The organism is Bradyrhizobium sp. UFLA06-24 (assembly GCF_054967145.1).
On the sequence record NZ_JADFUE010000079.1, the window covers coordinates 1 to 26,531 of the forward strand.

The following is a 26,531-nucleotide window of genomic DNA, read 5'->3' on the forward strand; positions in this document are numbered from 1 at the left end:
GTCCTTGGACAGCGTGATGTGGCCGGAATAATTGCCGTCGAAATATTTGCGCAGGACCTCTTCAGTCCGGTCGGTCACGCGGCCACGCAGGGCCTCGCCGACGCTGACGCTCTTGCCCGAAATCCGAAGAGTCATGTGATGCCTCGCTTGGTTTGCGCCCGGCAACGATGACGCGTCGTCGTAGCCGGGGTTCTTCCTGCGCATGATCCTTCGGAAAACCGCTTTACACTTTTCCGGATCATGCGCGTGCTTGGATCGGTCGCGATGGGAGGGTGAGAGTAGCGCGATTCCGCGCCAGTGCAATCAGGCCGGCTCGGGATTGCGGGAGCGATCGGATAATGCGGTGGAGAGGACGTTACCAAGAGCGCTCTGCTTGTCGCGACGGCGTTGCACCGAGGACGGAATGCGCATGGCTTCGCGGTACTTCGCGACCGTGCGGCGGGCAATATCAATGCCCGAAGCGCGCAACCGTTCCACGATCGTGTCGTCGGACAGGATCGCTGACGGCTCCTCCGAATCGATCAGCTGCTTGATGTGGTGACGCACGGCTTCGGCCGAATGCGCCTCGCCCCCGTCGGCCGATGCGATCGAGGCCGTGAAGAAATATTTCAGCTCGAACGTGCCGCGATTGGTCGCCATGTATTTGTTGGCGGTGACGCGCGACACCGTGGATTCGTGCATCTGGATGGCGTCGGCGACGGCCTTCAGATTCAGCGGCCGCAAATGCGCGACACCGTGGGTGAAGAAGCCGTCCTGCTGGCGCACGATCTCGGTTGCGACCTTCAGGATGGTGCGGGCACGCTGGTCCAGCGCGCGCACCAGCCAGGTCGCGTTCTGCAGCGCATCCGTGAAATAGGATTTGTCGCCGTCCTTGCCGATCTTCTTCGACAGCTCGGAATAGTAGGTCTGGTTCACCAGGACGCGCGGCAAGGTGTCGCTGTTGAGCTCGACATGCCAGCCGCCGTCCGGACCCGGCCGGACATAGACGTCGGGCACCATGGTCTGCAGCCGCGCCGAGCCGAACTTCATGCCGGGCTTGGGATTGAGACGCCTGATCTCGCCGATCATGTCGGCGATGTCCTCGTCGTCGACGCCGCAGAGCTTGCGCAAGCTCGCGATGTCGCGCTTGGCGAGGAGATCGAGATGCTCCACCAGCGCCTGCATTGCGGGATCGTAGCGGTCGAGCTCGCGGAGCTGGATCGCGAGGCACTCGCTCAAATTGCGCGCGCACACGCCGGGCGGATCGAATTTTTGCAGCACGGCAAGAACGTCCTCGACATCCTTTTGCGATGCGCCAAGCCGCTCGGCGGCCTGACCGAGATCGGGCGGCAGGTAGCCGGCCTCGTCGACGAGATCAATCAGATACTGGCCGATCATGCGCTGCGCGGCGCCGGTGAAGGCCACCGACAGCTGCTCGGCCAGATGGTCGGACAATGTTGTCTCGGCCGCGACAAAAGCTTCGAGATTGTAGTCTTCGTCACCGGAGGCACCGCCGCCCCATTCGGTGTAGGTGGTCGGCGCGGCGTCCTGGGCGTTGCGCGCCGCCGTCTCCGCCGGCTCCTCGGAAAAGACGTTGTCGAGGCCCGTGTCCAGGGTCTGCTCGATCTCGGCCCGGGTGCCGAGATCCTTGCTCATCCATTCTTCCTGGCCGGGCTCGAAGGCCTCGCCGCTACCGCCAAAGCCGTCCGCGTCGCCCGAACCGCCGGAATCCTCGCCATCACGGTCGCTGAACTGGCCGGTCTCGGCCGGAGCCTCGCCGGGGGCCTCGTCATTGGCCCGCTCCAGCAGGGGGTTACGCTCGAGTTCCTCTTCCACGAAGGTGGTGAGATCGAGATTGGACAATTGCAGCAGCTTGATCGCCTGCATCAGCTGCGGCGTCATGACCAGCGACTGCGATTGCCGGAACTCTAATCTCTGCGAAAGCGCCATCTAACAAGAACCGTTCTCGAAAATTGGTCCGATTCTTGCTTATCTTAGTCTGAACCCGATGTACACGCCTTGACGAAACGCAAAAACGGGCTAGAGGCGGAATTCCTCGCCAAGGTAAAGACGGCGAACATCGGGATCCGCGACGATCTCGTCCGGGCTCCCCTCCGTCAGGATCTCACCGGCATAGACGATGTAGGCGCGGTCGGTGAGGCCGAGCGTCTCGCGCACATTGTGGTCGGTGATGAGCACGCCGATGCCGCGGTTGGTGAGATGGCGGACGAGATCCTGAATGTCGCCGACCGCGATCGGATCGATGCCGGCAAAGGGCTCGTCGAGCAGCATGTAGTTCGGACGCGTCGCCAGCGCGCGCGCGATCTCGACGCGGCGGCGCTCGCCGCCCGACAGCGCGATCGACGGGGATTTCCTTAAGCGCGTGATGTTGAACTCGTCGAGCAGGGAGTCGAGCTGCTGCTCGCGCTTCTTGCGCGAGGGCTCGACCACTTCGAGCACGGCGCGGATGTTCTGCTCGACGGTGAGCCCGCGGAAGATCGAGGCTTCCTGCGGCAGATAGCCGATGCCGAGCCGCGCGCGCTGATACATCGGAAGTTTCGTGACGTCGTGGCCGTCGAGCTCGATCGCGCCGCGATCGGCCTTGATCAGGCCGGTGATCATGTAGAACACGGTGGTCTTGCCGGCACCGTTCGGGCCGAGCAGACCGACGGCCTCGCCACGGCGGACATAGATGCTGACGCCGCGCACGACCTGCCGACTGCCGAAACTCTTTTCCACGCTATGCACAGCCAGGAAGCCCGGCCGGCGCAACAGCTGCGGGCCGCCCGAACCATTGGTCTTGGCGCTGGATCTGGCCCTGGGGGGCTGCGCCGGCTTGGGCGGCTGCGCCGGGGCCGGCCGCGATCGCGGCGGAGCCTCGAGGCCATAGGGATCGGAGGCCTGCAAGGGCTCACGGGCGATCGGCGGCGCGTCGCGCACCGGGCTCGGCACCAGGCCACCGACGCTGTCACCGAGGGCGGTGATGTCCTGACGGGCAAATCCTGGCCGGCCGCGCTTGGCGGGGCGCCGACGGAACATGCTGAAGAGATCGACCATCCCCGCCTTCTAGCCTTCTGCTGACCCTGCGCAGTACTCGCGCGGTCTGCGGCGCCGGCCTCTCGATTCGCCGACGCAGCATGAATGAAGGGATGTCTCATGCCCAGTGAAACACGCCCGAAAAGCGGCGGACCCGCTTCGAAAGCCCTGCGCGCTAGATACAGTCTCGCCACGCAAGCTTCAACCTCGGATCGGCCGCATCAGAGCCAAGCTGTTGAATTCACTTTTGTTTAGTTCCACCCGGCAATTGCAGGGGCGAGCCTGCGCCCGGAGCGACCGGCGTTCCGCATTTGCCGTTGCCGCCGCCCTGAGACTGGATGAACAGGCCCTGGACCTTGCCGCTGTCGGATTCCACCCGGGAGACGCCGGTGGTCATGTCGACCATGAGGCGGTCACCGCGCAGCACGTTCTGGCACTGGGTCAGCACCACCTGGCCCCCGGGGCCACCGACCATGGTGATGAGGTTGGTCTTGGTATCGAACACGGCGGTCTCGCCTGTGACCACCTGGTCCTTCTGGGTGACGACGACATTGCCGCGCGCCTCCAGCCGCTTGATCGAGGAGGCGCCGCCCGGCCCCGGCGTCGCCGATTGCATCGGCGGTGCCGCCTTCGCGCCCTTGGCAGGAGCTGCCTGCGGCGCGGCCTGCTTGTCGCTGTTGGATTCGTAGAACACCACCAGCGTCTTCGATGTCATGGTGGTGTCGCCCTGCACGACCTTCACATTGCCGGAGAAGGTCGCCTCCTTCTTCTTGTCGCGCATCTCGAGGGAAGCCGCCTCGATCTGGATCGGCTGATCGCGGTTCTGCGAAAAGCCCTGCATCGCGTTGGGCACACCCTGCATGGCGCCTTGCGCACGCACCGCATCCGTTGCGCCCAGCGCGAGGCCAGCGACAAGCGCAGCCGTACGAAGGATCGCGCACCATTCATTGCGCGGGAAAAGACTGACCATGAAAATCACTTTGAGTTCGCAGACTTGTTCCTGGACTTCGGCGGTGGCGGCGCGGGCTGCTCGACGGGAGCCGGCGCCACCTCATCCGTGCTGATCTTGTCCAGATGCATCACCACATTGCCTTCGAAACGAATGACGTCACCGCCTTCCGTGATGCGCAGCCGGTCGGCGGTTAGCGTGCCGTTGGTCAGCTTGACGTCGACCCGCTCGTCCGAGGAGACCGTGCCCTTGTTCATGTCGACGAAAGCCGAGTTCAGCCGTGCCTCGTAGCCGGTCGAGGTGCGCAGGAAGATGTCCTTGTGCAGGTCGAGCTGCTGCTGCTTGTTGTCGAAGCGGCCGGTGCGGGCATCGAGGAATATGGTCGACTTGTCTTCCATCAGCACCTTCGCCTTGAGGTCGTTGAGATCGACATGGTCGGGATCGGTGATGTCCTGCGTCGCGGTCTTGGCCCAGAGCTCGTAGGGCCGCTGGTCCGGTGTGAAGCCGGACAGGTGCGGCGTTTCCATCGTGATCTTGGTGCCTGTGACCACGAGATTTCCGGAGTCGAGCTTGATGGGGATCTTGAAAGGATTGAGGAAGGTCGAGACCGCGACGATCGCCGCCAGGGACGCGGCCACTGTCGCCGGCACCGCGATGCGCAGAATCCGCACCAGGCGGCTGTGGCGCGCCGCGCTGGCAAACTTCGCCGCAAGCTCGGCGTCGTAAGTGGGATTGTGGGCCGAATTCACCTGATCTCCAGGGTGCCGCTCGCCTTGTCCTGATAAGGGACGCGCCATTGTACCCGGCAACGTCCGAATATGCAGCCTCGGATGTCGGCCTTGGACATGTCAGCCCCGGACAGGCCGCAGGAAAGTGTCCGAAACGGGGCGATCGTCTCTCCCTTGCCCGCTTGCGGGAGAGGTTAAAACACCTCAGGAATGCGCGAAAATGTCCTCTTCCGCCCAACCCTGGAGGTCGAGCAGGGCACGGGTCGGCAGGAAATCGAAACAGGACTTCGCAAGCTGAGTGCGGCCCTCCCGGACCAGCATGGCGTCCAGCCGCTCGCGCAAGGCATGCAGGTGCAGCACGTCGGAGGCGGCATAGGCGAGCTGCGGCTCGGTCAGGCTGTCGGAACCCCAATCGCTGGACTGCTGCTGCTTGGAGAGATCGACATTGAGCACCTCGCGCACGAGATCCTTGAGGCCGTGGCGATCGGTGTAGGTGCGGGTCAGGCGCGAGGCGATCTTGGTGCAGTAGATCGGCCCGGTCATCACGCCGAAGGTCTGGTACAGCACGGCGACGTCGAACCGGGCGAAATGGAAGATCTTCGTATTGGCGGGATTGGCGAGCAGGGCCTTCAGGTTCGGCGCATCGGTGTGCCCCTTCGGGATTTGCACCACGTCGGCGCTGCCGTCGCCCGGCGAGAGCTGGACCACGCAGAGCCGGTCGCGATGCGGGTTCAGCCCCATGGTCTCGGTGTCGATCGCCACCGCGCCGGTGTAGCGGGAGAGATCAGGCAGGTCGCCGCGATGCAGGCGTACGGTCATGGCGTTTCAAACCTTCAATCGAATCGATCGGTCGGCAGCATAGGCTTGGCAGATGGCCCGCGATTTAGCCACTGCAGGCGGGCCATGCAAGCCGCGGATGGTTCAGATCGCCGCCAGCATGATGCAGACCATCGCCGCCACGGTTAGGCGGCTGGCGCCGTCCCGGAAGGCATACAGAATCGGATCGTCGGGCATCTCGCGGCGATGCGCGATCATCAGGGCGCGGCCGAACCAGTAGAGCAGCAAAGGCGCGAGCAGCCACAGCATCCAGGGCCGGCTGTAGAGCGGCGTCACCGCGGAGGAGGAGACGTAGAGCGTAAATACCGTCACCGCGTTCATGGCGCTCGCGGCCGCCATCGCGGCGATGATGTTGAGGTCGGTGATGCGATAGTCGCGGTTGGAGGGATCGGCGAGGCCCTCGCCCTGGCGCATGCTGAGCTCGCTGAAACGCTTGATCAGCGCCAGCGAAGTGAACACGAACAACGAGAACACCATCAGCCATTCCGACAGCACGACGCCGGCCGCGACCGCGCCGGCGACGATGCGCAAGGAATAGAGCCCGGCGAGCGTGACGACGTCGACCAGCATCTTGCGCTTGAGCACGAGCGAATAGGCGATGGTGGTGGCGAGATAGGCGGCGAGCACGCCGAGGAAGCTGGCCGAGATGCAGAGGCTGGCGACGAGCGCAAAGCCCCACAGCACGGGGATCGCCGAGAGCGCCGAGGAGATCTTGAGATCGCCGGCCGCGAGCGCGCGATGACGCTTGGTCGGATGCTGGCGATCGGCGGCGAGATCGAGCAGGTCGTTCATCAGATAGGCGCCGGACGCACAGGCCGAGAACGCCAGGAACGCCAGCAGCGTCGTGCCGAGCGTGGCAAGATTGATCTGATGCGCGGTGATGACGGGCACGAACAGCAGCGTGTTCTTGGCGTATTGATAGACCCGCAGCGCTTTCGCCCAGGTCTTCAAACTTGCGCGGCCGCGGCTGACATGATCGATGCGATCGACGGCAGTACGGTCGAACGGCAGATGATCGCCGGCGGCGAGATCGGAGGGCGTGACGACGCCGTCGAAGCCGAGATGCGCGGCGATGCCGGCCGCATGAGAGGCAAAGCGGTCCGCGACCAGATAGATCTTCGCGCCGCGCGCCCGCGCCGCCAGCGCCTGGTTCAACACGCCGGCATCGTAGGGCAGGTGGGCATAGTCGAGCTCGGCGCGCGCCAGGATCTCGGTGAGTGCCGCCATCCCGGCGCGGCCGCCCGCGCCGAAGCGGGCGAGCATGCGGGCAGGGCTTGAGAACAGCGCTTCCATCAGCAGCTCGGAGCGCAGCAGCGCGCCTTCGAGATCGATCACGAGCGTGCGAGCCTGCGCCGGCGCAGCCTGCGGCGCGGGCTCGCTGCGATCGTACTGCCTGACGGGCTGCTCCATCCGAAAACGCTCTGACTGACCTCGGCACGGCCGCAAACGGGCTGGGAGGCGGGAAAAGGACGGCCGCGAGCCTAGGCGGCATTGGCTAAGGCCGGCTTAATCCGGCCGCAAACGGGCACGATCACCGAGCTGTTGCACGGATCACACAATCCGGCGCGGTCGCGATATACCAGCGGAACTTGATGCACGCCGCGATGGAAATCGCCTACGCCGACCCTATCTGAGGCCAGCTTCCCATCACGCCTCAGGTGCCATGACAGACCAGACGCTCGCCGCGCCGATCGACGATCAGCAGGAACGCCAGCGCGGCTTTACGCGCTACCAGTCACTCCTGGTGGCGCTGCTCGCCTTCGCGCAATTCACCATCATCCTCGACTTCATCATCATGTCGCCGCTCGGCGCCATCATGATGCCCTCGCTCGACATCACGGCCGCACAGTTCGGCGTGGCGGTGTCGGCTTACGCGTTCAGCGCCGGCTTGTCGGGCATCCTGGCGGCCGGCTTTGCCGACCGGTTCGATCGCAAGCGGCTGCTGCTGTTCTTCTATACCGGCTTCACGCTCGGCACTGCGCTCTGCGCGGTCGCGCAGGATTATCACGTGCTGCTGGTCGGCCGCGTCGTGACCGGCTTGTTCGGCGGCGTGATCGGCTCGGTCGTGCTGGCCATCGTCACCGACCTGTTTCCCCTGCATTTGCGCGGCCGCGTGATGGGATTCGTCCAGACCGCCTTTGCCGCGAGCCAGGTGCTCGGCGTGCCGGCCGGGCTGTTTCTCGCCAATCACTGGAGCTGGCATGTCTGCTTTGCCGCGATCGTCGGCCTCGCGATCGTGACCATCGCCATCATCGCCTTCGCCATGGAGCCGGTCGACGCGCATCTGAAGCTGAAGCAGGACAAGAACCCGTTCCACCATCTGGTCGCGACGATATTCGAGCCGCGCTACACGCTGGCCTTCTGCGTCACCACCTTGCTGGCGACCGGCGGCTACATGCTGATGCCGTTCTCCAGCGCCTTCACCGTGAACAATATCGGCATCGACATCGTGCATCTGCCGACGATCTATCTGGTCTCCGGCCTGTTCAGCATCGTCACCGGCCCGCTGGTCGGCCGCGCCGCCGACACCTTCGGCAAGTATCCGACCTTCGTGTTCGGCTGCGCGATGACCGTGCTCATGGTGCTGATCTACACCCATCTCGGCCATGTCTCGCTGGTATCAGCGATCACCGTCAACGTGCTGCTGTTCGTCGGCATCTTCTCGCGCATGATCCCGTCGCAGGCAGTGATGTCGGCGATCCCCGAGCCCAGCCAGCGCGGCTCGTTCAGCGCCATCAGCGCCTCGCTGCAGCAGCTCTCCGGCGGCCTCGGCTCGGTGCTCGCAGCCGCGATCATCTCGCAACAACCCGACGGTTCGCTGCTGCATTTCGAGCGGATCGGCTACGTCGTCGTCACGACCACGCTCATCACGCTGGTGGCGATGTATTTCGTGCAGAAGGGGGTGGCGGAGCGGACGGGGAAGCGGGTGGTGTGAGGGGGGCGGGGTTTGGCCTCAAGAACGACCTATCGCGGCGGCGAGACCAAGATCGCCGTCCGGCTAGCTCCAACGATGGGAAGCAGCCCTATTCGGGGACCAAATCCCGCAAAATGGTGCCCAGGAAAGGACTCGAACCTTCACGGCCGTTAAGCCACTGGCACCTGAAGCCAGCGCGTCTACCAATTCCACCACCTGGGCATGCCGTTTGGGGCACGGAGGCGGTTACTACGGTTCGGTGACGCCGTTGTCAATTCATGCTTGGTCATGCGGATTGCGCATTGCACACCGGGCCGATACAAGCCTGATATCACGCACTTGTTCGCAAAAATGGACCGCAGGATAGCTCCCATGGCATCGAATCTGGAAACTCTCGTCACGGTTTTCGGCGGATCGGGCTTTTTGGGCCGGAATGTCGTCCGCGCGCTGTGCCGCCGGGATTACCGGGTCAGGGTCGCGGTGCGGCGGCCGGAACTGGCCGGATACCTCCAGCCCTCGGGCAAGGTCGGGCAGGTCCACACCATCCAGGCGAACCTGCGCTATCCAGCCTCGGTCGAGGCGGCGGTGCGTGATTCGCAGGTCGTGATCAATCTGGTCGGCATCCTCGCCGAGGGCGGCGCCCAGACCTTCGACGCTGTCCAGGCCAAGGGCGCCGAGACGGTGGCCAAGGCGGCGGCCGCAGCCGGCGCCAGCCTGGTGCATGTCTCGGCGATCGGTGCCGATTCCGAATCGCCCTCGCGCTATGCCAAGGCCAAGGCGGCCGGCGAAGCGGCGGTGCTGGCCGCGGTGCCGTCGGCCACGATCTTCCGTCCCTCCGTGATGTTCGGCCCCGAGGACCAGTTCACCAACCGTTTCGCGGCGCTGGCGCGGATGTCGCCGGTGCTGCCGCTGATCGGCGGCGAAACCAAGATGCAGCCGGTTTATGTCGGCGACGTCGCCACCGCGATCGCGGACGCCGTCGACGGCAAGGCCAAGGCGGGCGCGACTTACGAGCTCGGCGGGCCGGAGGTGCTGACCATGCGCGAGATCATCGAGGCGATCCTGGAGATCACCGATCGCGAGCGGATGCTGGTGCCGCTGTCGTTCGGCCTCGCGCGCCTCAAGGCCGCCTTCCTGCAATTTGCCCCCGGCGCGTTCAAGCTGACGCCGGACCAGGTCACGCTGCTCGAGCGCGACAATGTCGTCTCGGAGGCGGCGAAGGCCGCCGGCCTGACGCTGGAAGGCCTCGGCATTACGCCCGATTCCCTGGAAGCGATCGCCCCGCAATATCTCTGGCGCTTCCGCCCGCAGGGTCAGTTCCAGCGCAAGAACGCGTGAGGCGTTTTCACCTCTCCCGCTTGCGGGAGAGGGAGCGCACCGTCGGCGCGGCGAGATCTCAAAACTTCAGCTTCTTGAACACTGCCTCGGGCAGCGTCTTGATGACCAGCATCACGAGGCGCCATTTGCCGCTGACGTAAACGACGTCCGTCTTGTTCTCGACGGCGCTGAGGATCGCATCGCCGACGACAGGGGCTTCGACGGTCAGCGGGCCGATCAGCTTCATGCCTTCGGTCATTTTCGTGCGGACGAAGCCGGGCTTCACGGTGACGACATGCACGCCGCCGCGGCTGGCGCGGGCGCGCAGGCCTGACAAGAAAGCGCTGAAGCCGGCTTTCGCCGAGCCGTAGACATAGTTCGAGGCGCGGCCGCGATCGCCGGCCACCGACGACACGCCGACGATTGTGCCACTGCCACGGTTCAGGAATTTTTCCGCGAACAGGCCGAGGATCAGCGAGGGCCCCTCGTAATTCGAGCGCATGATCGTGGTGGCGTGCGCAAGATCGCTCTCGGCGTCTTGCTGCACACCGAGAAGGCCGACGATCGAGATCACCACATCGGGCAGGGCGGGAAGGCCGGCGACAAAGCCCTCGAACGACGCGGTGTCGAGCACATCGAATGTGTGCGTGCTCGCTTCGATTGCATAGCGCGCGCGCAGATCGGCGGCGTCAGGCTCCAGCGCCGCGACGTCGCGGCCTGCGAGGCCGACGTCGTAGCCTGCCTTGGCAAAGGCGCGCGCCGCGGCGCGGCCGATATCGGAGGAGCCGCCGAGCACCAGAACGGACTTGCGTGACGTCACGGCCTAGACCTCATCGAACAGACGTTGTGAAAGTTTGGAGCGGATGTTCTTGGCGGGATCGAGCGCTTTGCGGATTGCGTTGAAGCGCGCCAGCGCGGGATAGCCGGCCTCGAAGGTGGCGCGCGCCTGCCGCGCGTCCTTGGCAAGATAGAGCCGGCCGCCCGCCGCGACGACCAGACGGTCGATCTCGTCGAGAAAGTTCAAAATGTCGCCCTTCACAGGGAAATCCAGCGCCAAGGTGTAGCCCGGCAGCGGAAACGACAGCAGGCCGTCGCCATGGCCGAGCTTCTTCAGCACCGCCAGGAACGAAGCATCGCCGCGCGTCGAGACGCGCTCGAGGATCTCGCCGAGAACCTCGCGCGCGCGATCTTCCGGAATCACGCATTGATGCTGCAGGAAGCCGCGCCGCCCGTAGATGCGATTCCAGTCGGCGATGCTGTCGAGCGGAAAGAAATACGGATAGAGCGAGACCACATGATCGCCGCCGGCGCGCCGCGCACCCATGCGGTAATAGATCTCGTTGAAGGCGCGGATGCTATGGCGGTTCAGCGTCATCGACGGCAGGTCGATCGGGACAGCGAGCCCGGGATTCCTGCCGACGGGGAATCGATCGGCGCCCCGGGCAAGCTCATCCGCGCTGGCGTGCTCGCCGAGATAGATCAGCGATCGGCCGAGATCGCGACCGCGCGCCGCGCAATCGATCCATGCGACCGAATAGGTCGCGGAGTCACTTGCCTCGAGCGCGCGCATCGCGGCGTCGAGGTCGGACGCGGAAATCACCCGCTCGCGGATCCAGCCGGTTTCCACGGAGCGCAACCGCATCGTCGCCTCCAGGATCACGCCGGTGAGGCCCATGCCGCCGATGGTCGCGAGGAAGGCATCGGAATTCTGCTCGCGCGAGACTTCGATGGTCTCGCCCGCGCCTGATCGCAGCAGGATGCTCTCGACATAGCGGCCAAAGCCGCCCTCGCCGTGATGGTTCTTGCCATGCACGTCGGCGGCAATGGCGCCGCCGATCGAGACGAAGCGCGTGCCCGGCACCACGAAGGGCAAAAAGCCGCGCGGGCCGAAAGTGTCGATCAGGTCGGACAGCAGCACGCCGGCCTCAAGGCGGATGCGCCCCGTCGCCGGATCGAACGACCTGATCCGGTCGAACGCGGTCATGGCGATGGTCCTGGCAGCGCCGATCGCGGCATCGCCATAGGCGCGGCCATTGCCGCGGGCCACCGAGCCGGCGACGACAGCCTCCGCCACGCCCTCGAACGAGCGCGGCCGCAGCATTTCGCTATCGACGACCGGGAAGCGCCCCCAGCCGCTGACTGTCGTCATCATTCAGCTCCGCCCGCGGGCCACCCCGCTCCAGGAACTGCCTAGCGGCGAAAAGCTGATATTGCGTTGAGGCGGACTGACAAGTTTGCGGCCGGTGTCCACCTCTCCCCGCCGGGGAGAGGTGAGTCGGAGCGCACCCACCAACATCGAAACCGTGGCGGATTCCTAGACTTAACGTCCCAGCGCCAGCGCGATCAGGCCGAGCGTGCCGACGATGACGCGCCACCAGGCGAACACCACGAAACCGTGCCGCGTGACGTATTCCAGGAACGACTTCACCACGATGATCGCGGTGATGAACGACACCACGAAGCCGATCGCGACGATGCCCATGTGGTCCATCGTCATCTCGGCGCGACTCTTGTAGAAGTCGTAGGCGAACGCGCCGATCATGGTGGGGATGGCGAGGAAGAACGAGAACTCCGCCGCCGCGCGCTTGTCGGCGCCCAGCAGCATCGCGGCGACGATGCTGGCACCGGAGCGCGACACGCCCGGGATCATGGCGACGCACTGGGCGATGCCGATATAGAGATACATCAGCAGCGGAAATTTGGTGGCGTCATGCTCGCGCGGCTTGAGATCGAGCCTGTCGACCCAGAGCAGGATGGCGCCGCCGACGATCAGCGTGAAGCACACGACCCACGGATTGAACAGCATGCTCTTGATGTATTTGCCGGCGACGAGACCGACGACGACAGCGGGCAGGAACGCCACCAGCACGCCGATCACGAAGCGGCGCGAATAGGTGTCGCCCGTGAAGAAGCCGATCACGACGTCCCACAGCTTCCTAAAATAGAGCCCGACGATCGCGAGGATCGCACCCAACTGGATCAGAACCGTAAACGAATCCCAGAACGCGCCCTCGCCGAGGCCGAAGAAACGTTCGGCAAGCAGGAGGTGGCCGGTCGAGGAGACGGGAAGGAACTCGGTCACACCCTCGATGATGCCGAGGATCACTGCCCGTATTGTATCTGACATATTTACGGTCCATTTCCGCTGGAAAAGCGGGGCTCTTCTCGCCTATTCGCCCCCATGCCGCAATCGCAAAAATGCGCCATCTCGCCCTTGCTTCGCGGTTTTGAGCGACTAGTGTGGCGCCGCACAAACATTGATGGATTCTTAAGCACCATCAAATAGTCAAAGGATTCATGTTTACCCTGTTTCATCATCCGTTCTGTCCGCATTCGCGCTTCATCCGCCTGATCGCGGGCGAATACGGGCTCGAACTGAAGCTGATCGAGGAGCGCAGCTGGGAACGCCGCGAGGCATTTCTGCTGCTCAATGCGGCCGGCACGACGCCTGTTCTGATGGACGACGAACAGCCGCCGATCCCGGGCGCCGCGATCATCGCCGAGTATATCGACGAAGCCTATGGCGCCGAAATGGGGCCGAAGCGGCTGATGCCGGAGACGGTTGCCGAGCGCGTCGAGGTGCGCCGGCTGATGGCGTGGTTCAACGAAAAATTCTTCGAGGAAGTCTCGCACCCGCTCGTCACCGAGCGCATCTACAAGCGCTTCATGAGCGAGGAAAATGGCGGCGGGCCGCCTTCGGCCGACGTAATGCGCGCGGCCAAGGCCAACGTGCGCTATCATCTCGCCTATATCGGCTGGCTGGCGCAGACGCGTAATTTCCTCGCCGGCGACCGGCCCACTTACGCGGATCTCGCCGCCGCGGCGCATCTCTCGGCGATCGACTATCTGGGCGACGTGCCATGGAGCGAGGACGACGCAGCAAAGGCGTGGTACGCGCGGGTGAAATCCCGCCCGTCGTTCCGCCCGCTGCTGAGCGAATGGCTGGCGGGCGTGCCGGCGTCGCGCACCTATGTGGACCTGGATTTCTGAACACCGATCCAACTGAACTGAAGGCGGCGCTGGCGCGCGAGGCGCGCGCGCTCGGCTTCGACTGCATCGGCATCACCGAGCCCGGCACGATCGAAAAGGCCGGCGCGCATTTCCTCGAATTCATCGCATCGGGCGGCCATGGCGACATGGACTGGCTTGCGAGCCAGCCGGAGCGGCGCATCGATCCGCGCGGGCTTTGGGAGGACGTGCGCAGCGTCATCATGCTCGGCGTCAACTATGGACCTGACCAGGATCCGCTCGCGATCCTGCAGCAGCGCACGCGCGCGGCGATCTCGGTCTATGCGCAGGGCGACGATTATCACGACCTGATCAAGAAGCGGCTGAAGGCGCTGGCGCGCTGGCTGGTGGCGACGGCGCCCTCGGACGTAAAAGTGTTCGTCGACACCGCGGCGGTGATGGAGAAGCCGCTCGCGCAGGCCGCACATCTGGGCTGGCAGGGCAAGCACACCAATCTGGTCTCGCGCGAATTCGGCTCCTGGCTGTTTCTCGGCGCGATCTACACCACACTCGAGTTGCCGCGCGACCGCGCCGAGATCGATCATTGCGGCTCGTGCCGGGCCTGTCTCGACATCTGCCCGACCGCGGCATTCCCTGCTGCTTACAAGCTCGATGCGCGGCGCTGCATCTCGTATCTCACCATCGAGAACAAGGGCCAGATCCCGCACGAGTTTCGCCAAGCCATCGGCAACCGTATCTATGGCTGCGACGATTGTCTTGCGGCGTGTCCCTGGAACAAGTTTGCGCAGGAGGGCCGTGAGGCCAAGCTCGCCGCGCGTGATGAACTGCGCGCGCCTGGTCTTGCCGAGCTTTCGCGGCTCGACGATGCCGCGTTTCGCGCGCTGTTTACGAAGTCGCCGGTGAAGCGCATCGGCCGCGATCGCTTCTTGCGTAACGTGCTGATTGCGATCGGCAACTCAGGTGATGCGGCACTGGCACAGGAGGCGCGGCGATTGCTCGACGATGCGAGCCCGCTGGTGCGTGGGGCGGCCGTGTGGGCGTTGGCGCAGTTGGTTGGGCGGGATGTGTTCGCGGCGATGAGGGTTGCGGCGTTAGACAGAGAGTCTGACGAGAGCGTGCGTGAGGAGTGGCGAGCCGCTTCCTGACCCTCGGTGTCATTCCCCGCGAAAGCGGGGAATCCAGTACGCCGCGGCCCCTCGGGTCCATCACTGCGGCCTCGGAGTACTGGATCGCCCGCCTTCGCGGGCGATGACACTGTTGTTGTGGCCACGCGCTCGCATCTCGCCACTCTTGATTTCCGCCCCCATTCCCGCAAAGTCGCACGCATGACAAACATGCCTTTCTTCACCCGCGACGGCAACACATTCCATCCGACGGAAGTCGCCAACGGTCCCTGGGATCCGAAATCGCTGCACGGTCGTGTCATCGTCGGCCTGCTCGGCTTCGCCATCGAGGAGCGCCATTCCGGCCCCGAATTCGTGCCGGCGCGATTGACCGTCGACATGTTTCGGCTGCCGACGATCGACAAGCCGATTCACGTGACGACGCGGCTCGTGCGCGACGGCCTGCGCATTCGCGTGGTGGAGGCGGAGTTCCTCTCCGGCGGCGTCAGCATGGCGCGCGCTTCGTGCCAGCTGTTGCGCAAGACGCAGAATCCTGACGGCAATGTCTGGTCACCGCCGAATTGGGACGTGCCGAAACCGGCTGACATTCCGAAGCCCACCGACCCCAGGCTCGGCATGAACGGCAAATGGACGACGCGCCCCATCGTCGGCCATATGGGCTCGCTCGGCCCGCGCCGGCTGTGGATGAGCGAGGTGCGCGAGCTCGTTGCCGGCGCGCCGATGACGCCGTTCGTCCATGTCGCTGTTGGTGCCGACTTCGCGAGCCCTTTCGCCAATGCCGGCGACAAGGGGCTCGGCTACATCAACAGCGACGTGACGATCTATCTGCACCGTCTGCCGGTGACGAACTGGATCGGCTTCGACGTGGTGAATCACCAGGCCACCGACGGCGTGGCGATCGGCGAATGCTGGCTCTACGACGAGCAGGGCCCGATCGGCACAGCCACAGTCGCCGCACTGGCGCAGCGCAGGCCGATGGCGAATCCATCGAAGCGGTAGTTTTTCGTCATTCCGGGGCGCGCCATTTGGCGCGAGCCCGGAATGACGGCTAGGTGAGATGCCGCTTCATCTCGTCTCGCGCCTTCAGCTCCGCACCCTGCTTGGCGACGATCTTCGCGATCCTTTCAGGCGCGAATTTCAGATCGACGAACGCCGGCGCGGTGTTGGCGACCTCGTGGTAGCTGGCGATCTTGCCGTCACGCAGCGTCATGATCGCCACGCCCTCGAACATCGCACGCGCACCGGCAGCTTCCGGCAAAGTCGAGCGATAGCTGAAGGTGTAGCGCGCATAGAGCGTGGTGCCGTCGGTGACGGGATCATGCATGTCCCAGCGGAAATCCGTCGCCGTGCGATAGAACCAGTCGTCGATCATGCCGGCGATGTTCTCGCGGCCTGCGAAGGCGCCGTAGAAGACATCGTGATAGACGCCGTCCTCGGTGAAGAGCTCGGCGAAGGCGCGGCCGTTGCGCTGCTCGACGGCGTCGCAGAAGGCGCGCAGCAGGGTGGTGACGCTCATTGGCTGTTCTCCCGGCTTCTTGGTCATGCCCCGCGGAAGCGGGGCATCCAGTACGACGCGGCCTATCGATCGAACCACAACAGCCTCGGCGTACTGGATCGCCCGCCTTCGCGGGCGATGACACCAAGTAGTTGGCAATACTTCACCCGATCTCCGCCACCGCGGCAAGAATGCGCGCGATGTCCTGCGGGCGGGACAGCCGGTGATCGCCGTCCTGGATCATGGTGAGCACGACATCATCGGCCGGCAAACGATGCGTCAGCGCGAAGGCGTGCTGCCACGGCACATCGGGATCCTGCGCGCCTTGCAGGATGCGGACGGGGCAACCGAGATCGATGGCGCTGCCGAGCACGAGATGATTGCGTCCCTCCTCGATCAGCCGGCGCGTGATCGGATAGGGCGTGCCGTCGCCATATTCGGAGGGCCTGAGCCAGAAGCCCCTGGTCTCGATCTCCTTCTTCACCTCGGGCGAAAACTTCTTCCACATCAGCTCTTCGGTGAAGTCCGGCGCCGGCGCGATCAGCACGAGGCCCGCGAGCGATGCTTTCCCCGCACGCTTCTTGATCTCGCGCGCGAGCAGCAGCGCCATCCAGCCGCCCATGGAGGAGCCGATCAGCACTTGCGGACCGGTACAGAAGCGCTCGAACACCGCCACGCTGTCCTCGAGCCAGCCCCCGATGGTTCCGTCGGCGAACTCGCCGCTGGATTCGCCGTGGCCGGAATAGTCGAACCGGACCACGGCACGGCCGTGCTCTGCGGCCCAGCCATCCAGCGCCACCGCCTTGCCGCCCTGCATGTCCGATTTGAAGCCGCCGAGCCAGACGAGTCCGGGACCTTGGCCGGGCTCCTTTCCGGCGCGATGGCGCACCGCGATCCTGCGCGCTGACGGACCCTCGCCAACGTCGATGAAGTCGAGCACGGCATCGGGAATTGCTGCGGTCATGGAACGTTTACTCTGGCTGTGGGGTTTGAGGGCTTGAGAGCACATTGGGATACGTCCCGCAGGGCAACCCTATCTTGGTATTGACCCTTTGGGACGCTTGCGGAACAGGGGCAAGGTGTCTATGTCGAGCACCGTGCCGATAGGCGTGGCCAAAATGCCTCGCATTTGAAGGTTTTTCGCTCCTCGCAGGGGCGACTTGCTTGCCGGCATCAGCATCTTCCTTCAAAATAGCCGCTTCCTTTCACAACTTTGGAGAACCACCCATTCGCCGTCCCAATAGAGCCCCGGCCCCTGCCGCCAAAGACGGGCCGCGCATCAATGATGATATTCGCAATGCGCAGATCCAGCTGATCGACGCTGCCGGTGAGAACAAAGGCACCGTCGAGACCATGCTTGCCATCAAGATGGCCCAGGAAGCCGGCATGGATCTGGTCGAGATCTCACCAAATGTCAGCCCTCCCGTCTGCAAGATCATGGACTACGGGAAGTATAAGTATTCCGCCCAGAAGAAGGCCGCGGAAGCCCGCAAGCGTCAGAAGACGGTCGAGATCAAGGAGATCAAGCTCCGCCCGATGATCGACGATCACGATTATGACGTGAAGATGCGCGCGATGCTGCGGTTCTTCGAAGAGGGCGACAAGGTCAAGATCACCCTGCGCTATCGCGGCCGCGAAATGGCGCACCAGGAGATCGGCACCAAGTTGCTGGACAAGATCAAGACCGACGTCGCCGAACTCGCCAAGGTCGAGCAGGACGCCCGGTTCGAGGGCCGCCAGGTCGTGATGGTATTGGCGCCGCGCTGAGCGCAGCTGTTCAGGACTTGAGAATTCAACGGCCCGTCCGGATCATCCGGCGGGCCGTTTGTGCTTCAGGTTCGCGTCGCCTGCCAGGTGCCGCTGCATTGATCGCCGGAGATGACGCCCCTCCAGGAACCGGCACCCGCTGCGCCGCCGAGCCGGCCGCCGCCGCTGGCGTGGGAGGCGCCGACCGACACCTGCACCGCGACAGCGCCACCGCGATTGACCTTGCCCGAGACCCGGCCGCCGCCGGCGGACGACACCCGGCTGCCTGTGACGGTGAAGGGGACGCTGTAGCCCGAGCTGCAATTCCCGCGCGTGGTGGCGAAGGTGACATTCCAGACGCCGTCATAGCCGCCGATGCGGGCATCGGCGGTCGAGGGGACAGCGATCGCTGCAAGCACGGCGAACAGCGCAAGGTGGCGCGGACGGGTCAAACCAGACGAAATCGATTGGGAAAAATGGGCCATTTTGGTCCTGCTCCGGACGGGACGGCGTGAACGATGAGGTGGCAACCCCCAATAGTCGGCGAGCGGGTTCCGGCGGTTCATCGTTGCCTTCCGGCCCGTTCTCTGTCATAAGCCCGGCCTTCATCGCCCGGCTGATTAAGGGCTGCCGTGGCGGTGTTTCGTGCGGGTTTTCGCGCTTGTTCGCAAAACCTGAGCACAATCAACGCTCTAACGAGCATTTTTGACGGCCATGCCGCCTTCGCGGGCGGAGTTCTGTGGCCATGAGGAGAGCCAAATGCCCAAGCTGAAGACCAAATCGGGCGCTAAAAAGCGCTTCAAGGTGACTGCCACCGGCAAAGTGATGTTCGCCCATCGCGGCAAGCGTCACGGCATGATCAAGCGAACGAAGAAGCAGATCCGTCAGCTGCGCGGTACCGCGGTGCTGTTCAAGACCGACGGCGACAACGTCAAGAAATACTTCTTGCCGAACGCCTGATCGCGTTCACGATCATTGCCATCTCCGCCGCGCCATCCGCGGCGATCCGAAACCTAGGTCATCTTTCGAAGGATTTTTGTCATGTCTCGCGTCAAACGCGGTGTGACCGCCCACGCCAAGCACAAGAAAGTCTACAAGGCCGCCAAGGGCTTCTACGGCCGCCGCAAGAACACCATCCGCGCCGCCAAGCCGGCCGTGGAGAAGGCCCAGCAATACGCCTTCCGCGACCGCAAGCGTAAGAAGCGCACCTTCCGGGCACTCTGGATTCAGCGCATCAACGCGGCCGTCCGTCCGTTCGGCCTGACCTACAGCCGATTTATCGACGGCATGGCCAAGTCCGGCATCACCGTGGACCGCAAGGTGCTGTCGGATCTCGCGATCAGCGAGCCCGCGGCGTTCCAGGCGATCGCCGAGAAGGCCAAAGCCGCCCTCGCAGCCTAAGGCCGGTGCTAGCGGGCCTTCTGGCCCGCAGCCTTCAGCGCGCGCTCGGAGTAACGCTGGGCGACCTCCGCCCGGCAGAATGCCGTGAACGAGAGATACATGGTGCCGGACTTGTTCCGGTACTTGATGTCGCACGCGTGCATCTCGCGCTTGTAGGCCTGGTTCTGCGACGCGTTGAGGCCGGGCTTGAAGTCGGCCTCGCATTTCTTTTCGACGGCGGCGCCGAGCTCGACGTCACCGCTCGCGGTCAACTCGCAATCCTTGAAGACCTTCATCGCGCTTTCGCAGCTCTTCTGGCTGCTGATGGTGTCCGCGACCTCGTCCAGCGTCATGGATTTGTCCATGCAGACCATGGCACGCGCCGGAGTGCCGGCCACCGACAGACCAACAGCCAGGACGGCCAGACAGCATTTCGAAAGCATCGCAAGGGTCTCCTCGTATCCTGTCTTGGTGCCGGGCCCCCGCGCGAGGTTCAATCCAGCCGCCCAGAGGCTCAAATGACCGGCTTTTTGCTTGACGTTACGCCCTTCCGGCGGCGACAACCCAGCCGAATTTGAAGCTAAGGATTTGACTGTGTCCGACCTCGCAACGCTCGAAACATCCATCCTCGACCAGATCGCCGCCGCCGGCGATGAAGCCGCGCTCGAAGCGGTGCGCGTCGCTGCCCTCGGCAAGAAGGGCTCGATCTCGGCGCTGCTGGCCACGCTCGGCAAGATGTCGCCCGACGAACGCAAGACACAGGGCGCGGCAATCAACCAGGCCAAGGACAAGGTGACCGGGGCGCTCGCCGCTCGCCGCGACGTGCTGAAGTCCGCGGCGCTCGATGCGCGGCTCGCGTCCGAGACCGTCGACGTCACCCTGCCGCTGCGCGATGCGCAGGCCGAAGCCGGCCGCATCCATCCGCTCAGCCAGGTCTGGGACGAGCTGACCACGATCTTCGCCGACATGGGATTCTCGGTCGCCGAAGGCCCCGATATCGAGACCGACGATTACAACTTCACCAAGCTGAACTTCCCGGAAGGTCATCCGGCGCGCGAGATGCACGACACGTTCTTCTTCCATCCGAAAGAGGACGGCTCGCGCATGCTGCTGCGGACCCACACCTCGCCGGTGCAGGTGCGCACCATGCTCAGCCAGAAGCCGCCGATCCGCGTGATCTGCCCGGGCCGCACCTACCGCATCGATTCGGATGCGACCCACACACCGCAATTCCACCAGGTCGAAGGGCTGGTGATCGACAAGCATTCGCATCTTGGCCACCTCAAATGGATCCTGCACGAGTTCTGCAAGGCGTTCTTCGAGGTCGACCACATCAACATGCGCTTCCGTCCGTCCTTCTTCCCGTTCACCGAGCCGTCGCTGGAAGTCGACATCCAGTGCCGCCGCGACAAGGGCGAGATCCGCTTCGGCGAAGGCGAGGACTGGCTGGAGATCTTGGGCTGCGGCATGGTGCACCCGAACGTGCTGCGCGCCTGCGGCATCGATCCCGACGAGTACCAGGGTTTTGCCTGGGGCATGGGCATCGACCGCATCGCCATGCTGAAATACGGCATCGCCGACCTGCGCCAGCTGTTCGACAGCGACGTCCGCTGGCTGAGCCATTACGGCTTCAAGCCGCTCGAGGTGCCGACGCTGGCCGGAGGGCTGAGCGCGTGATGAGTTGCGCTGGCGGCATCTCTGCAAAGACTCTCTCCGTTCCCTCCCCCCTTATGGGGGAGGGTCAGGGAGGGGGGTAGCCGCGGATGCCGCACGCAGTTGTGAGCGAACGTCAGCGCAGCCGGGCGAGGCAACTTCGCCGGACGATGACGCGCGCTGAAACACTGCTGTGGCGCTATCTGAAAGCCAATCGAATCGACGGTCTTGGCATCCGTCGCCAAACACCGATCGGAAACTACGTTGTCGACTTCGTCTGCTTTTCCTCGAAGCTCATTATCGAGCTTGATGGCGAGTCGCACGACTTTGAAGAGCGACAAAAGGCAGATCAGCGCCGCGACGCATTCTTTGCCGCCGAGGGTTTTCACGTACTGCCTTTCACCAATGAGCAGGTGATGTCGAACCTCGAGGGAGTTGTTGAAGCGATCCGCCAAGCCGCTTCCGCCGCGGCCCGCGGCTCACCCCCCTCCCTGGCCCTCCCCCACAAGGGGGGAGGGAACGCTGACACCGACCAAAGCAACTCAACCGACAAGAGCCGAGGCAGACAGCCATGAAATTCACCCTCTCCTGGCTGAAGGACCATCTCGACACCGACGAGCCGCTGGAAAAGCTCGCCGACAAGCTCACCATGATCGGGCTCGAGGTCGAGAACATCGAGGACAAGGCGAAGGCGCTCAAGCCCTTCACCATTGCGAAGGTGATCTCGGCCGAGCAGCATCCGAATGCGGATCGCCTGCGTGTCTGCATGGTCGAGACCGGCAACGGGGCTGCGCCGGTGCAGGTCGTGTGCGGGGCGCCGAATGCGCGCGCCGGGCTGGTCAGCGTGTTCTCGCCACCCGGCACCTACATTCCCGGCAAGGACATCACGCTCGGCATCGGCACGATCCGCGGCGTCGAGAGCCGCGGCATGCTGTGCTCGGCGGCCGAATTGCAGATCTCCAACGATCATGACGGCATCATGGAATTGCCGGCGGACGCGCCCGTCGGCGCTGGTTACGCCGAATGGGCCGGGCTCGGCGATCCCGTGATCGAGATCAATCTGACGCCGAACCGGCAGGACTGCACCGGCGTGCACGGCATCGCGCGCGATCTTGCCGCGGCCGACATGGGCAAGTTCAGGGATCCCGGCATCAAGCCGATCAAGGGCGAATTCCCCTGCCCCGTGAAGGTCACGGTCGAGGACGCCACGCTGTGTCCGGGCTTCGCGCTGCGCCTCGTGCGCGGCGTCAAGAATGGTCCGTCGCCGGAATGGCTGCAGAAGCGGCTGACCGCGATCGGCCTGCGCCCGATCAATGCGCTGGTCGACATCACCAACTTCATGACCTACGACCGCGCGCGCCCGCTGCACGTGTTCGACGCCAAGAAGGTGAAGGGCAATCTGGTCGTGCGCCGCGGCCGCGAGGGCGAGAGCCTGCTCGCGCTCGATGGCCGCACCTACAATCTTGATCCCTCGATCTGCGTCATCGCCGACGAGCACGGCGTCGAATCGCTCGCCGGCATCATGGGCGGCGAAGCCTCGGGCTGCGACGAGAACACGACCGACGTGCTGATCGAATCGGCGCTGTGGAACGAGATCAACATCGCCCAGACCGGCCGCAAGCTCGGCATCAATTCGGACGCACGCTATCGGTTCGAGCGCGGCGTCGATCCGGCCTTCATGGTACCGGGGCTGGAGCTCGCGACCAAGCTGGTGATGGAGATGTGCGGCGGCACGCCGTCGGAGAACGTCGTGGTCGGCAAGGCCTTCGGCGACGACCGCCTGATCGAATTCCCGGTGACCGAGGTGAAGCGTCTCTCCGGCATCGAGGTGCCGATGCCTGAGATGAAGCGCATCCTGACCCATCTCGGCTTCATGATGGCGGGCCCCGGCCCCGTCGTGAAGGTCGCGGTGCCGTCCTGGCGTTCCGACGTGCATGGCAAGGCCGACATCGTCGAGGAGGTCGTGCGGATCTACGGCGTCGACAAGGTGCCGATGACGCCGTTCGAACGCGGCGAGGATGCGCGCAAACCGGTGCTGACGCCGCTGCAGCTTCGGACCCGCCGGGCCCGGCGCGCGCTCGCGAGCCGCGGCATGACCGAAGCGGTGACCTGGTCGTTCATCACCAACTCTGCGGCAAAGCTGTTCGGCGGCGGCCAGCGCGAGCTCGAAGTGGCCAACCCGATCGCGGCCGATCTCTCCGACATGCGGCCGAGCCTGTTGCCGGGCCTGGTCGCGGCCGCCCAGGCCAATGCCGATCGCGGCTATGGCGATGTCGCGCTGTTCGAGGTCGGGCAGGTGTTCCGGGGCGATCGGCCGCAGGACCAGTTCATGGCCGCGAGCGGCGTGCGTCGCGGGCTTGCCTCGTCGGAAGGCGTGGGACGGCACTGGTCGGGCTCGGATCAGGCCGACGTGTTCGACGCCAAGGCCGACGCGCTCGCGGTGTTGGCTGCCGCCGGCGCGCCGATGCAGGCGCTGCAGATCGTCGCCGGCGGTCCCGCCTGGCTGCATCCCGGCCGCTCCGGCACGATCCAGATCGGGCCACAGAACGTGCTCGGCACTTTCGGCGAGATGCATCCGCATGCGCTGGAGGCGCTCGGCGCCGACGGCCCGCTCGTCGTGTTCGAGGTGACGCTCGACCGCATCCCCGAGGCGAAGAAGAAGCCCACCCGCGCCAAACCGCTGATCGAACTCTCGGCGTTCCAGCCCGTCTCGCGCGACTTCGCCTTCATCGTCGATCGTGCCGTGAAGGCGGCAGACATCGTGCGCGCGGCGCAGAGCGTCGACAAAAAGCTGATCACCGGCGTCAACGTGTTCGACGTCTACGAGGGCAAGGGCATCGACGACGGCAGGAAGTCGATCGCGATCGCGGTGACGCTGCAGCCGCGCGAGAAGACGCTGACCGATCAGGAGATCGACGCCGTCGCCGCGAAGATCGTGGCTGAGGTCGCGAAGAAGACCGGCGGCACGCTGCGGGGATGATGTCGAAAAGTGGGACGCGGTTTTCGGACAACATCATGCTCCAGAAATAAAGCATGAGCTTTGCGGATTTCCTCCCCAAGGACGTCAGCCTCACCATTGCGATGGCGCTCTGCGCCATCGCTTTCGTTTCCGGCACCGCACGCGGCTTTTCCGGCTTCGGCGCGGCGCTGATCTTCATGCCGCTGGCGAGCAGCGTCGCGGCGCCGCGACTTGTCGCAGCGCTGCTCCTCGTCATCGATTTCGTGTCCGCCGCACCATTGCTGCCCGACGCGTGGCGCAAGGCAGACCGCAGGGCAACTGCGGTGATCGTGCTCGGCGCGCTGGTCGGCGTGCCGCTCGGCACCTATTTCCTCAGCGTGCTCGAACCCGTCACCACGCGCTGGATCATCTCCGGCTTCGTCGCAGCGCTCCTGCTTCTGCTGCTGTCCGGCTGGCGCTATCGCGGCAAGGACCATGCCTGGCTCTCGGTCGGCATCGGCGGCCTCTCCGGCTTCTGCAGCGGGCTGGCGCAGACCGGCGGGCCGCCGATCGTCGGCTACTGGCTCGGCCGCCCGATCGCACCGATCGTCGCGCGCGCCAACATCGTCTTGTTTTTCGGCGCCTCGGATTTCTTCTCGATGATCAGTTACGCCACTTCAGGCCTGATCTCGCGCGAGTCGCTGGTGCTGTCGCTGATCGTCGGCCCGGTCTATGCGCTCGGCGTCGCCTTCGGCGCGTCGCTGTTCGGCCGCGCCAGCGAAACCATCTTCCGCAGGATCTGCTACGCCCTGATTGCAATCGCTGTCATCACCGGGCTGCCGGTGCTGGACGGGGTGTTGCGGTAGACTGCCTCTACCGCCGGGGCGCGCGGCGCTTCTTCGTCGATTGCGTCGGCACCTCGGCGGGCTCGTCCTTCAGCGCACCGATCTTGCGCAGCGCGGCGTCGGCGGCGCGCTCACCGCTGTCCCAGGCACCATCGACGGTGCCCCACAACGAATCATGCGTGGCTTCGCCTGCGAGGAACATGTTGCCGATCGGCTCGGCCAAAACCTTTCGCGAGAGCTGGCCGCCGGGCGCGGCCGCCGACATTGCGCCCATCACATAGGGCGAGGCGTTCCAGCGCGTCGCGGCGGTCTTCTGCACGGCGGCCGCGGCCTCGCTGCCGAACAGCTTCGTGATCCATTCCCTGGCGAAGGCCGTCATCGCCTTCTCGCCCTGCTCGGAGAGATCGCGCCCGAAGGAGCCGCCGACGTCGATCGAACACAGCGAGGAACCACCGATATTGGCGATCATCAGCGCGGTGCGGGTCGAGTTGCTCTGCTCGATCAGGACGTCGTCGCGCGAGAGGCCGAGCGGATTGCCCGGGAGCTGCAGCACGATGTGATCGTAACTGCCGAGCGTGAGCTTGGACGCCGCATCCAAGGTGCGCTTGGGGATGTCGGGCGCGAACTTGATCGCGCCGCTCTCGAGCACATTGGTCGAGACCGTGATGATGGCCGCACGCGCGACGATCTTTCCGGCCTGCGTCTCCACGCTGACGTCGCGATTGGTCCAGAGAATCCGGTTGGCCGGTGTCGCGAACGCGACCGGCACCTGCTCGCCGAGCCTCGCGATCAGGGTGCCCAGACCCTGGCGGCAGGCGATCGCGGCATTACGGTCCTGGGCGCGCGCCTTGTCGATCGCGGACAGCTCCTTCAGGTCCTTGCCGGCAAAGCTCGCGCCGAGCACGAACTCCGCGGCGCCGGCCCAATCGCCGAGGTCCTTCGGCAAGGCCGAGGCGCAGGACGTATCGAGCTTGCCGCGCGCGGCCTCGTCGATGGCCCTGTTGGCGCGCACCAGCGCCGCCAGAAACTCCTCGGTCTCGCCAGCACGCGCATTGCGGCGGCCGATGCGCATCTTCTGACCCGACGGCGCCGGCGAAACATCGAGCCCGGCATTGCGGGCGAGCCGGATCATCGGGTTGGTGTCGGGATTGTGCATCCAGCGCGCGCCGCGATCGAACGGCACGTCGAAGGTGGCGACGTCAGTGATGCAGCGCCCGCCGATCTGCGACGACGCCTCCACCACGATCACCTTGCGGTTGGCCGCCACGATACGCCGCGCCGCAGCGATGCCGGCCGCACCCGCACCGATCACGACAATGTCAGCCTCGCGCGGCAGCGGCGCAGCCGTTGCGCGCAGAACCGGCGCGGCCGCAAAGGCCGCCGACGCCGATAGGAAGCTGCGGCGCGTGATTGTCATGTCATGGTTTCCGGAAACTTGCGGGCGACGGGAACAGCCGGCGAACCTTGCCGCATCTGATGTTGCGCAGCAACCATCATGGTGAATCAATCGTGCTTGAACTCACAGAGCCATGAACCGAATTGCAACAGGTTTCGACCATGATACAGATGGAAAAAAGACGGCCAGAAAGGCCGGGGAGAGCTCATGGGGACGGTCCTGGAT

At 64.8% G+C, this 26,531-nt stretch carries 26 protein-coding genes and 1 tRNA gene; 12 read left to right on the top strand and 15 right to left on the bottom strand.

Annotation, left to right across the window (positions count from 1 at the left end; all coding sequences use genetic code 11):
* Positions 1-303 precede the first annotated feature (303 nt).
* The 6 genes from rpoN to IF809_RS33920 all read right to left on the bottom strand — a co-directional run bounded on the left by rpoN (position 304) and on the right by IF809_RS33920 (position 6,939).
* Positions 304-1,929 (bottom strand): RNA polymerase factor sigma-54, encoded by a 1,626-nt coding sequence (gene rpoN, locus IF809_RS33895; protein WP_462839716.1) that lies wholly within the window; start codon positions 1,927-1,929, stop codon positions 304-306.
* 90 nt (positions 1,930-2,019) lie between these two features.
* Positions 2,020-3,036: an LPS export ABC transporter ATP-binding protein gene (gene lptB / locus IF809_RS33900; RefSeq protein ID WP_462839717.1), complete on the bottom strand. Its 1,017-nt coding sequence runs from the start codon at positions 3,034-3,036 to the stop codon at positions 2,020-2,022.
* Between the two features lie 220 nt (positions 3,037-3,256).
* Positions 3,257-3,985 (bottom strand): LptA/OstA family protein, encoded by a 729-nt coding sequence (locus IF809_RS33905; RefSeq protein ID WP_462839718.1) that lies wholly within the window; start codon positions 3,983-3,985, stop codon positions 3,257-3,259.
* A gap of 5 nt (positions 3,986-3,990) precedes the next feature.
* On the bottom strand, positions 3,991-4,713 hold the full coding sequence (gene lptC / locus IF809_RS33910; protein ID WP_462839719.1) for an LPS export ABC transporter periplasmic protein LptC: 723 nt from the start codon (positions 4,711-4,713) through the stop codon (positions 3,991-3,993).
* 183 nt (positions 4,714-4,896) lie between these two features.
* Positions 4,897-5,511, bottom strand: a complete 615-nt coding sequence (locus IF809_RS33915) for a ribonuclease D (RefSeq protein ID WP_128963150.1) — start codon at positions 5,509-5,511, stop codon at positions 4,897-4,899.
* A gap of 102 nt (positions 5,512-5,613) precedes the next feature.
* Complete coding sequence (locus IF809_RS33920; RefSeq protein ID WP_128963151.1) at positions 5,614-6,939, bottom strand: UbiA family prenyltransferase; 1,326 nt, start codon at positions 6,937-6,939, stop codon at positions 5,614-5,616.
* 253 nt (positions 6,940-7,192) lie between these two features.
* Between IF809_RS33920 and IF809_RS33925 the strand changes: the two genes are divergently transcribed.
* Positions 7,193-8,464, top strand: a complete 1,272-nt coding sequence (locus tag IF809_RS33925; protein ID WP_462839720.1) for an MFS transporter — start codon at positions 7,193-7,195, stop codon at positions 8,462-8,464.
* A 114-nt stretch (positions 8,465-8,578) separates the two neighbouring features.
* Here the strand turns inward: IF809_RS33925 and IF809_RS33930 are convergent.
* A tRNA-Leu gene (locus IF809_RS33930) sits at positions 8,579-8,665 on the bottom strand.
* Between the two features lie 150 nt (positions 8,666-8,815).
* On the opposite strand from IF809_RS33930, the gene IF809_RS33935 reads away from it, so the two are divergent.
* Entirely contained in the window at positions 8,816-9,781 is a 966-nt protein-coding gene (locus IF809_RS33935) for a complex I NDUFA9 subunit family protein (protein ID WP_462839721.1), read from the top strand.
* A 58-nt stretch (positions 9,782-9,839) separates the two neighbouring features.
* Here IF809_RS33935 and IF809_RS33940 read toward each other — a convergent pair whose 3' ends face one another.
* From IF809_RS33940 to IF809_RS33950, 3 genes are all read right to left on the bottom strand, one after another.
* Positions 9,840-10,580, bottom strand: a complete 741-nt coding sequence (locus IF809_RS33940) for an SDR family oxidoreductase (protein WP_453993956.1) — start codon at positions 10,578-10,580, stop codon at positions 9,840-9,842.
* Between the two features lie 3 nt (positions 10,581-10,583).
* On the bottom strand, positions 10,584-11,909 hold the full coding sequence (locus tag IF809_RS33945; protein ID WP_462839722.1) for an FAD-binding oxidoreductase: 1,326 nt from the start codon (positions 11,907-11,909) through the stop codon (positions 10,584-10,586).
* A 171-nt stretch (positions 11,910-12,080) separates the two neighbouring features.
* Positions 12,081-12,887: an undecaprenyl-diphosphate phosphatase gene (locus IF809_RS33950; RefSeq protein WP_128963159.1), complete on the bottom strand. Its 807-nt coding sequence runs from the start codon at positions 12,885-12,887 to the stop codon at positions 12,081-12,083.
* 170 nt (positions 12,888-13,057) lie between these two features.
* Between IF809_RS33950 and IF809_RS33955 the strand changes: the two genes are divergently transcribed.
* The 3 genes from IF809_RS33955 to IF809_RS33965 all read left to right on the top strand — a co-directional run bounded on the left by IF809_RS33955 (position 13,058) and on the right by IF809_RS33965 (position 15,852).
* The gene (locus tag IF809_RS33955; RefSeq protein WP_128963160.1) at positions 13,058-13,750 is read left to right on the top strand and encodes a glutathione S-transferase family protein; all 693 of its coding nucleotides are present in this window, start codon (positions 13,058-13,060) and stop codon (positions 13,748-13,750) included.
* Positions 13,699-14,874 (top strand): tRNA epoxyqueuosine(34) reductase QueG, encoded by a 1,176-nt coding sequence (queG, locus tag IF809_RS33960; protein ID WP_462839723.1) that lies wholly within the window; start codon positions 13,699-13,701, stop codon positions 14,872-14,874. Before IF809_RS33955 ends, queG begins: the two co-directional genes overlap by 52 nt.
* A gap of 180 nt (positions 14,875-15,054) precedes the next feature.
* Positions 15,055-15,852: an acyl-CoA thioesterase domain-containing protein gene (locus tag IF809_RS33965; protein WP_462839724.1), complete on the top strand. Its 798-nt coding sequence runs from the start codon at positions 15,055-15,057 to the stop codon at positions 15,850-15,852.
* Between the two features lie 49 nt (positions 15,853-15,901).
* Here IF809_RS33965 and IF809_RS33970 read toward each other — a convergent pair whose 3' ends face one another.
* Both IF809_RS33970 and IF809_RS33975 read right to left on the bottom strand, forming a co-directional pair.
* Positions 15,902-16,369 carry a nuclear transport factor 2 family protein gene (locus IF809_RS33970; protein ID WP_462839725.1) on the bottom strand — a complete coding sequence of 156 codons (468 nt, stop codon included), beginning with the start codon at positions 16,367-16,369 and terminating at the stop codon, positions 15,902-15,904.
* 142 nt (positions 16,370-16,511) lie between these two features.
* On the bottom strand, positions 16,512-17,312 hold the full coding sequence (locus IF809_RS33975) for an alpha/beta hydrolase (protein WP_462839726.1): 801 nt from the start codon (positions 17,310-17,312) through the stop codon (positions 16,512-16,514).
* Positions 17,313-17,575: 263 nt separating this feature from the next.
* Here IF809_RS33975 and infC point away from each other — a divergent pair, with 263 nt between their 5' ends.
* Entirely contained in the window at positions 17,576-18,115 is a 540-nt protein-coding gene (gene infC, locus IF809_RS33980; protein ID WP_128969088.1) for a translation initiation factor IF-3, read from the top strand.
* A 65-nt stretch (positions 18,116-18,180) separates the two neighbouring features.
* Here the strand turns inward: infC and IF809_RS33985 are convergent, their stop codons facing one another.
* Positions 18,181-18,579 (bottom strand): hypothetical protein, encoded by a 399-nt coding sequence (locus IF809_RS33985; RefSeq protein ID WP_462839727.1) that lies wholly within the window; start codon positions 18,577-18,579, stop codon positions 18,181-18,183.
* A 274-nt stretch (positions 18,580-18,853) separates the two neighbouring features.
* Here IF809_RS33985 and rpmI point away from each other — a divergent pair, with 274 nt between their 5' ends.
* Positions 18,854-19,054 (top strand): 50S ribosomal protein L35, encoded by a 201-nt coding sequence (rpmI, locus tag IF809_RS33990; RefSeq protein WP_008143958.1) that lies wholly within the window; start codon positions 18,854-18,856, stop codon positions 19,052-19,054.
* A gap of 81 nt (positions 19,055-19,135) precedes the next feature.
* Positions 19,136-19,495, top strand: coding sequence for a 50S ribosomal protein L20 (gene rplT / locus IF809_RS33995; protein WP_027561620.1), 360 nt, complete (start codon positions 19,136-19,138; stop codon positions 19,493-19,495).
* A gap of 8 nt (positions 19,496-19,503) precedes the next feature.
* Here rplT and IF809_RS34000 read toward each other — a convergent pair whose 3' ends face one another.
* Positions 19,504-19,917, bottom strand: a complete 414-nt coding sequence (locus IF809_RS34000) for a hypothetical protein (RefSeq protein ID WP_462839728.1) — start codon at positions 19,915-19,917, stop codon at positions 19,504-19,506.
* Positions 19,918-20,068: 151 nt separating this feature from the next.
* Between IF809_RS34000 and pheS the strand changes: the two genes are divergently transcribed.
* From pheS to IF809_RS34020, 4 genes are all read left to right on the top strand, one after another.
* Positions 20,069-21,151, top strand: a complete 1,083-nt coding sequence (gene pheS, locus IF809_RS34005; RefSeq protein ID WP_128963168.1) for a phenylalanine--tRNA ligase subunit alpha — start codon at positions 20,069-20,071, stop codon at positions 21,149-21,151.
* Between the two features lie 146 nt (positions 21,152-21,297).
* Positions 21,298-21,702, top strand: coding sequence for an endonuclease domain-containing protein (locus IF809_RS34010; RefSeq protein ID WP_244659435.1), 405 nt, complete (start codon positions 21,298-21,300; stop codon positions 21,700-21,702).
* Positions 21,699-24,107: a phenylalanine--tRNA ligase subunit beta gene (gene pheT / locus IF809_RS34015; RefSeq protein ID WP_462839729.1), complete on the top strand. Its 2,409-nt coding sequence runs from the start codon at positions 21,699-21,701 to the stop codon at positions 24,105-24,107. Before IF809_RS34010 ends, pheT begins: the two co-directional genes overlap by 4 nt.
* Before the next feature lie 53 nt (positions 24,108-24,160).
* Positions 24,161-24,931, top strand: a complete 771-nt coding sequence (locus IF809_RS34020) for a sulfite exporter TauE/SafE family protein (RefSeq protein ID WP_462839730.1) — start codon at positions 24,161-24,163, stop codon at positions 24,929-24,931.
* 7 nt (positions 24,932-24,938) lie between these two features.
* Here IF809_RS34020 and IF809_RS34025 read toward each other — a convergent pair whose 3' ends face one another.
* Positions 24,939-26,327, bottom strand: a complete 1,389-nt coding sequence (locus tag IF809_RS34025) for a flavin monoamine oxidase family protein (RefSeq protein ID WP_462839731.1) — start codon at positions 26,325-26,327, stop codon at positions 24,939-24,941.
* Positions 26,328-26,531 lie beyond the last annotated feature (204 nt).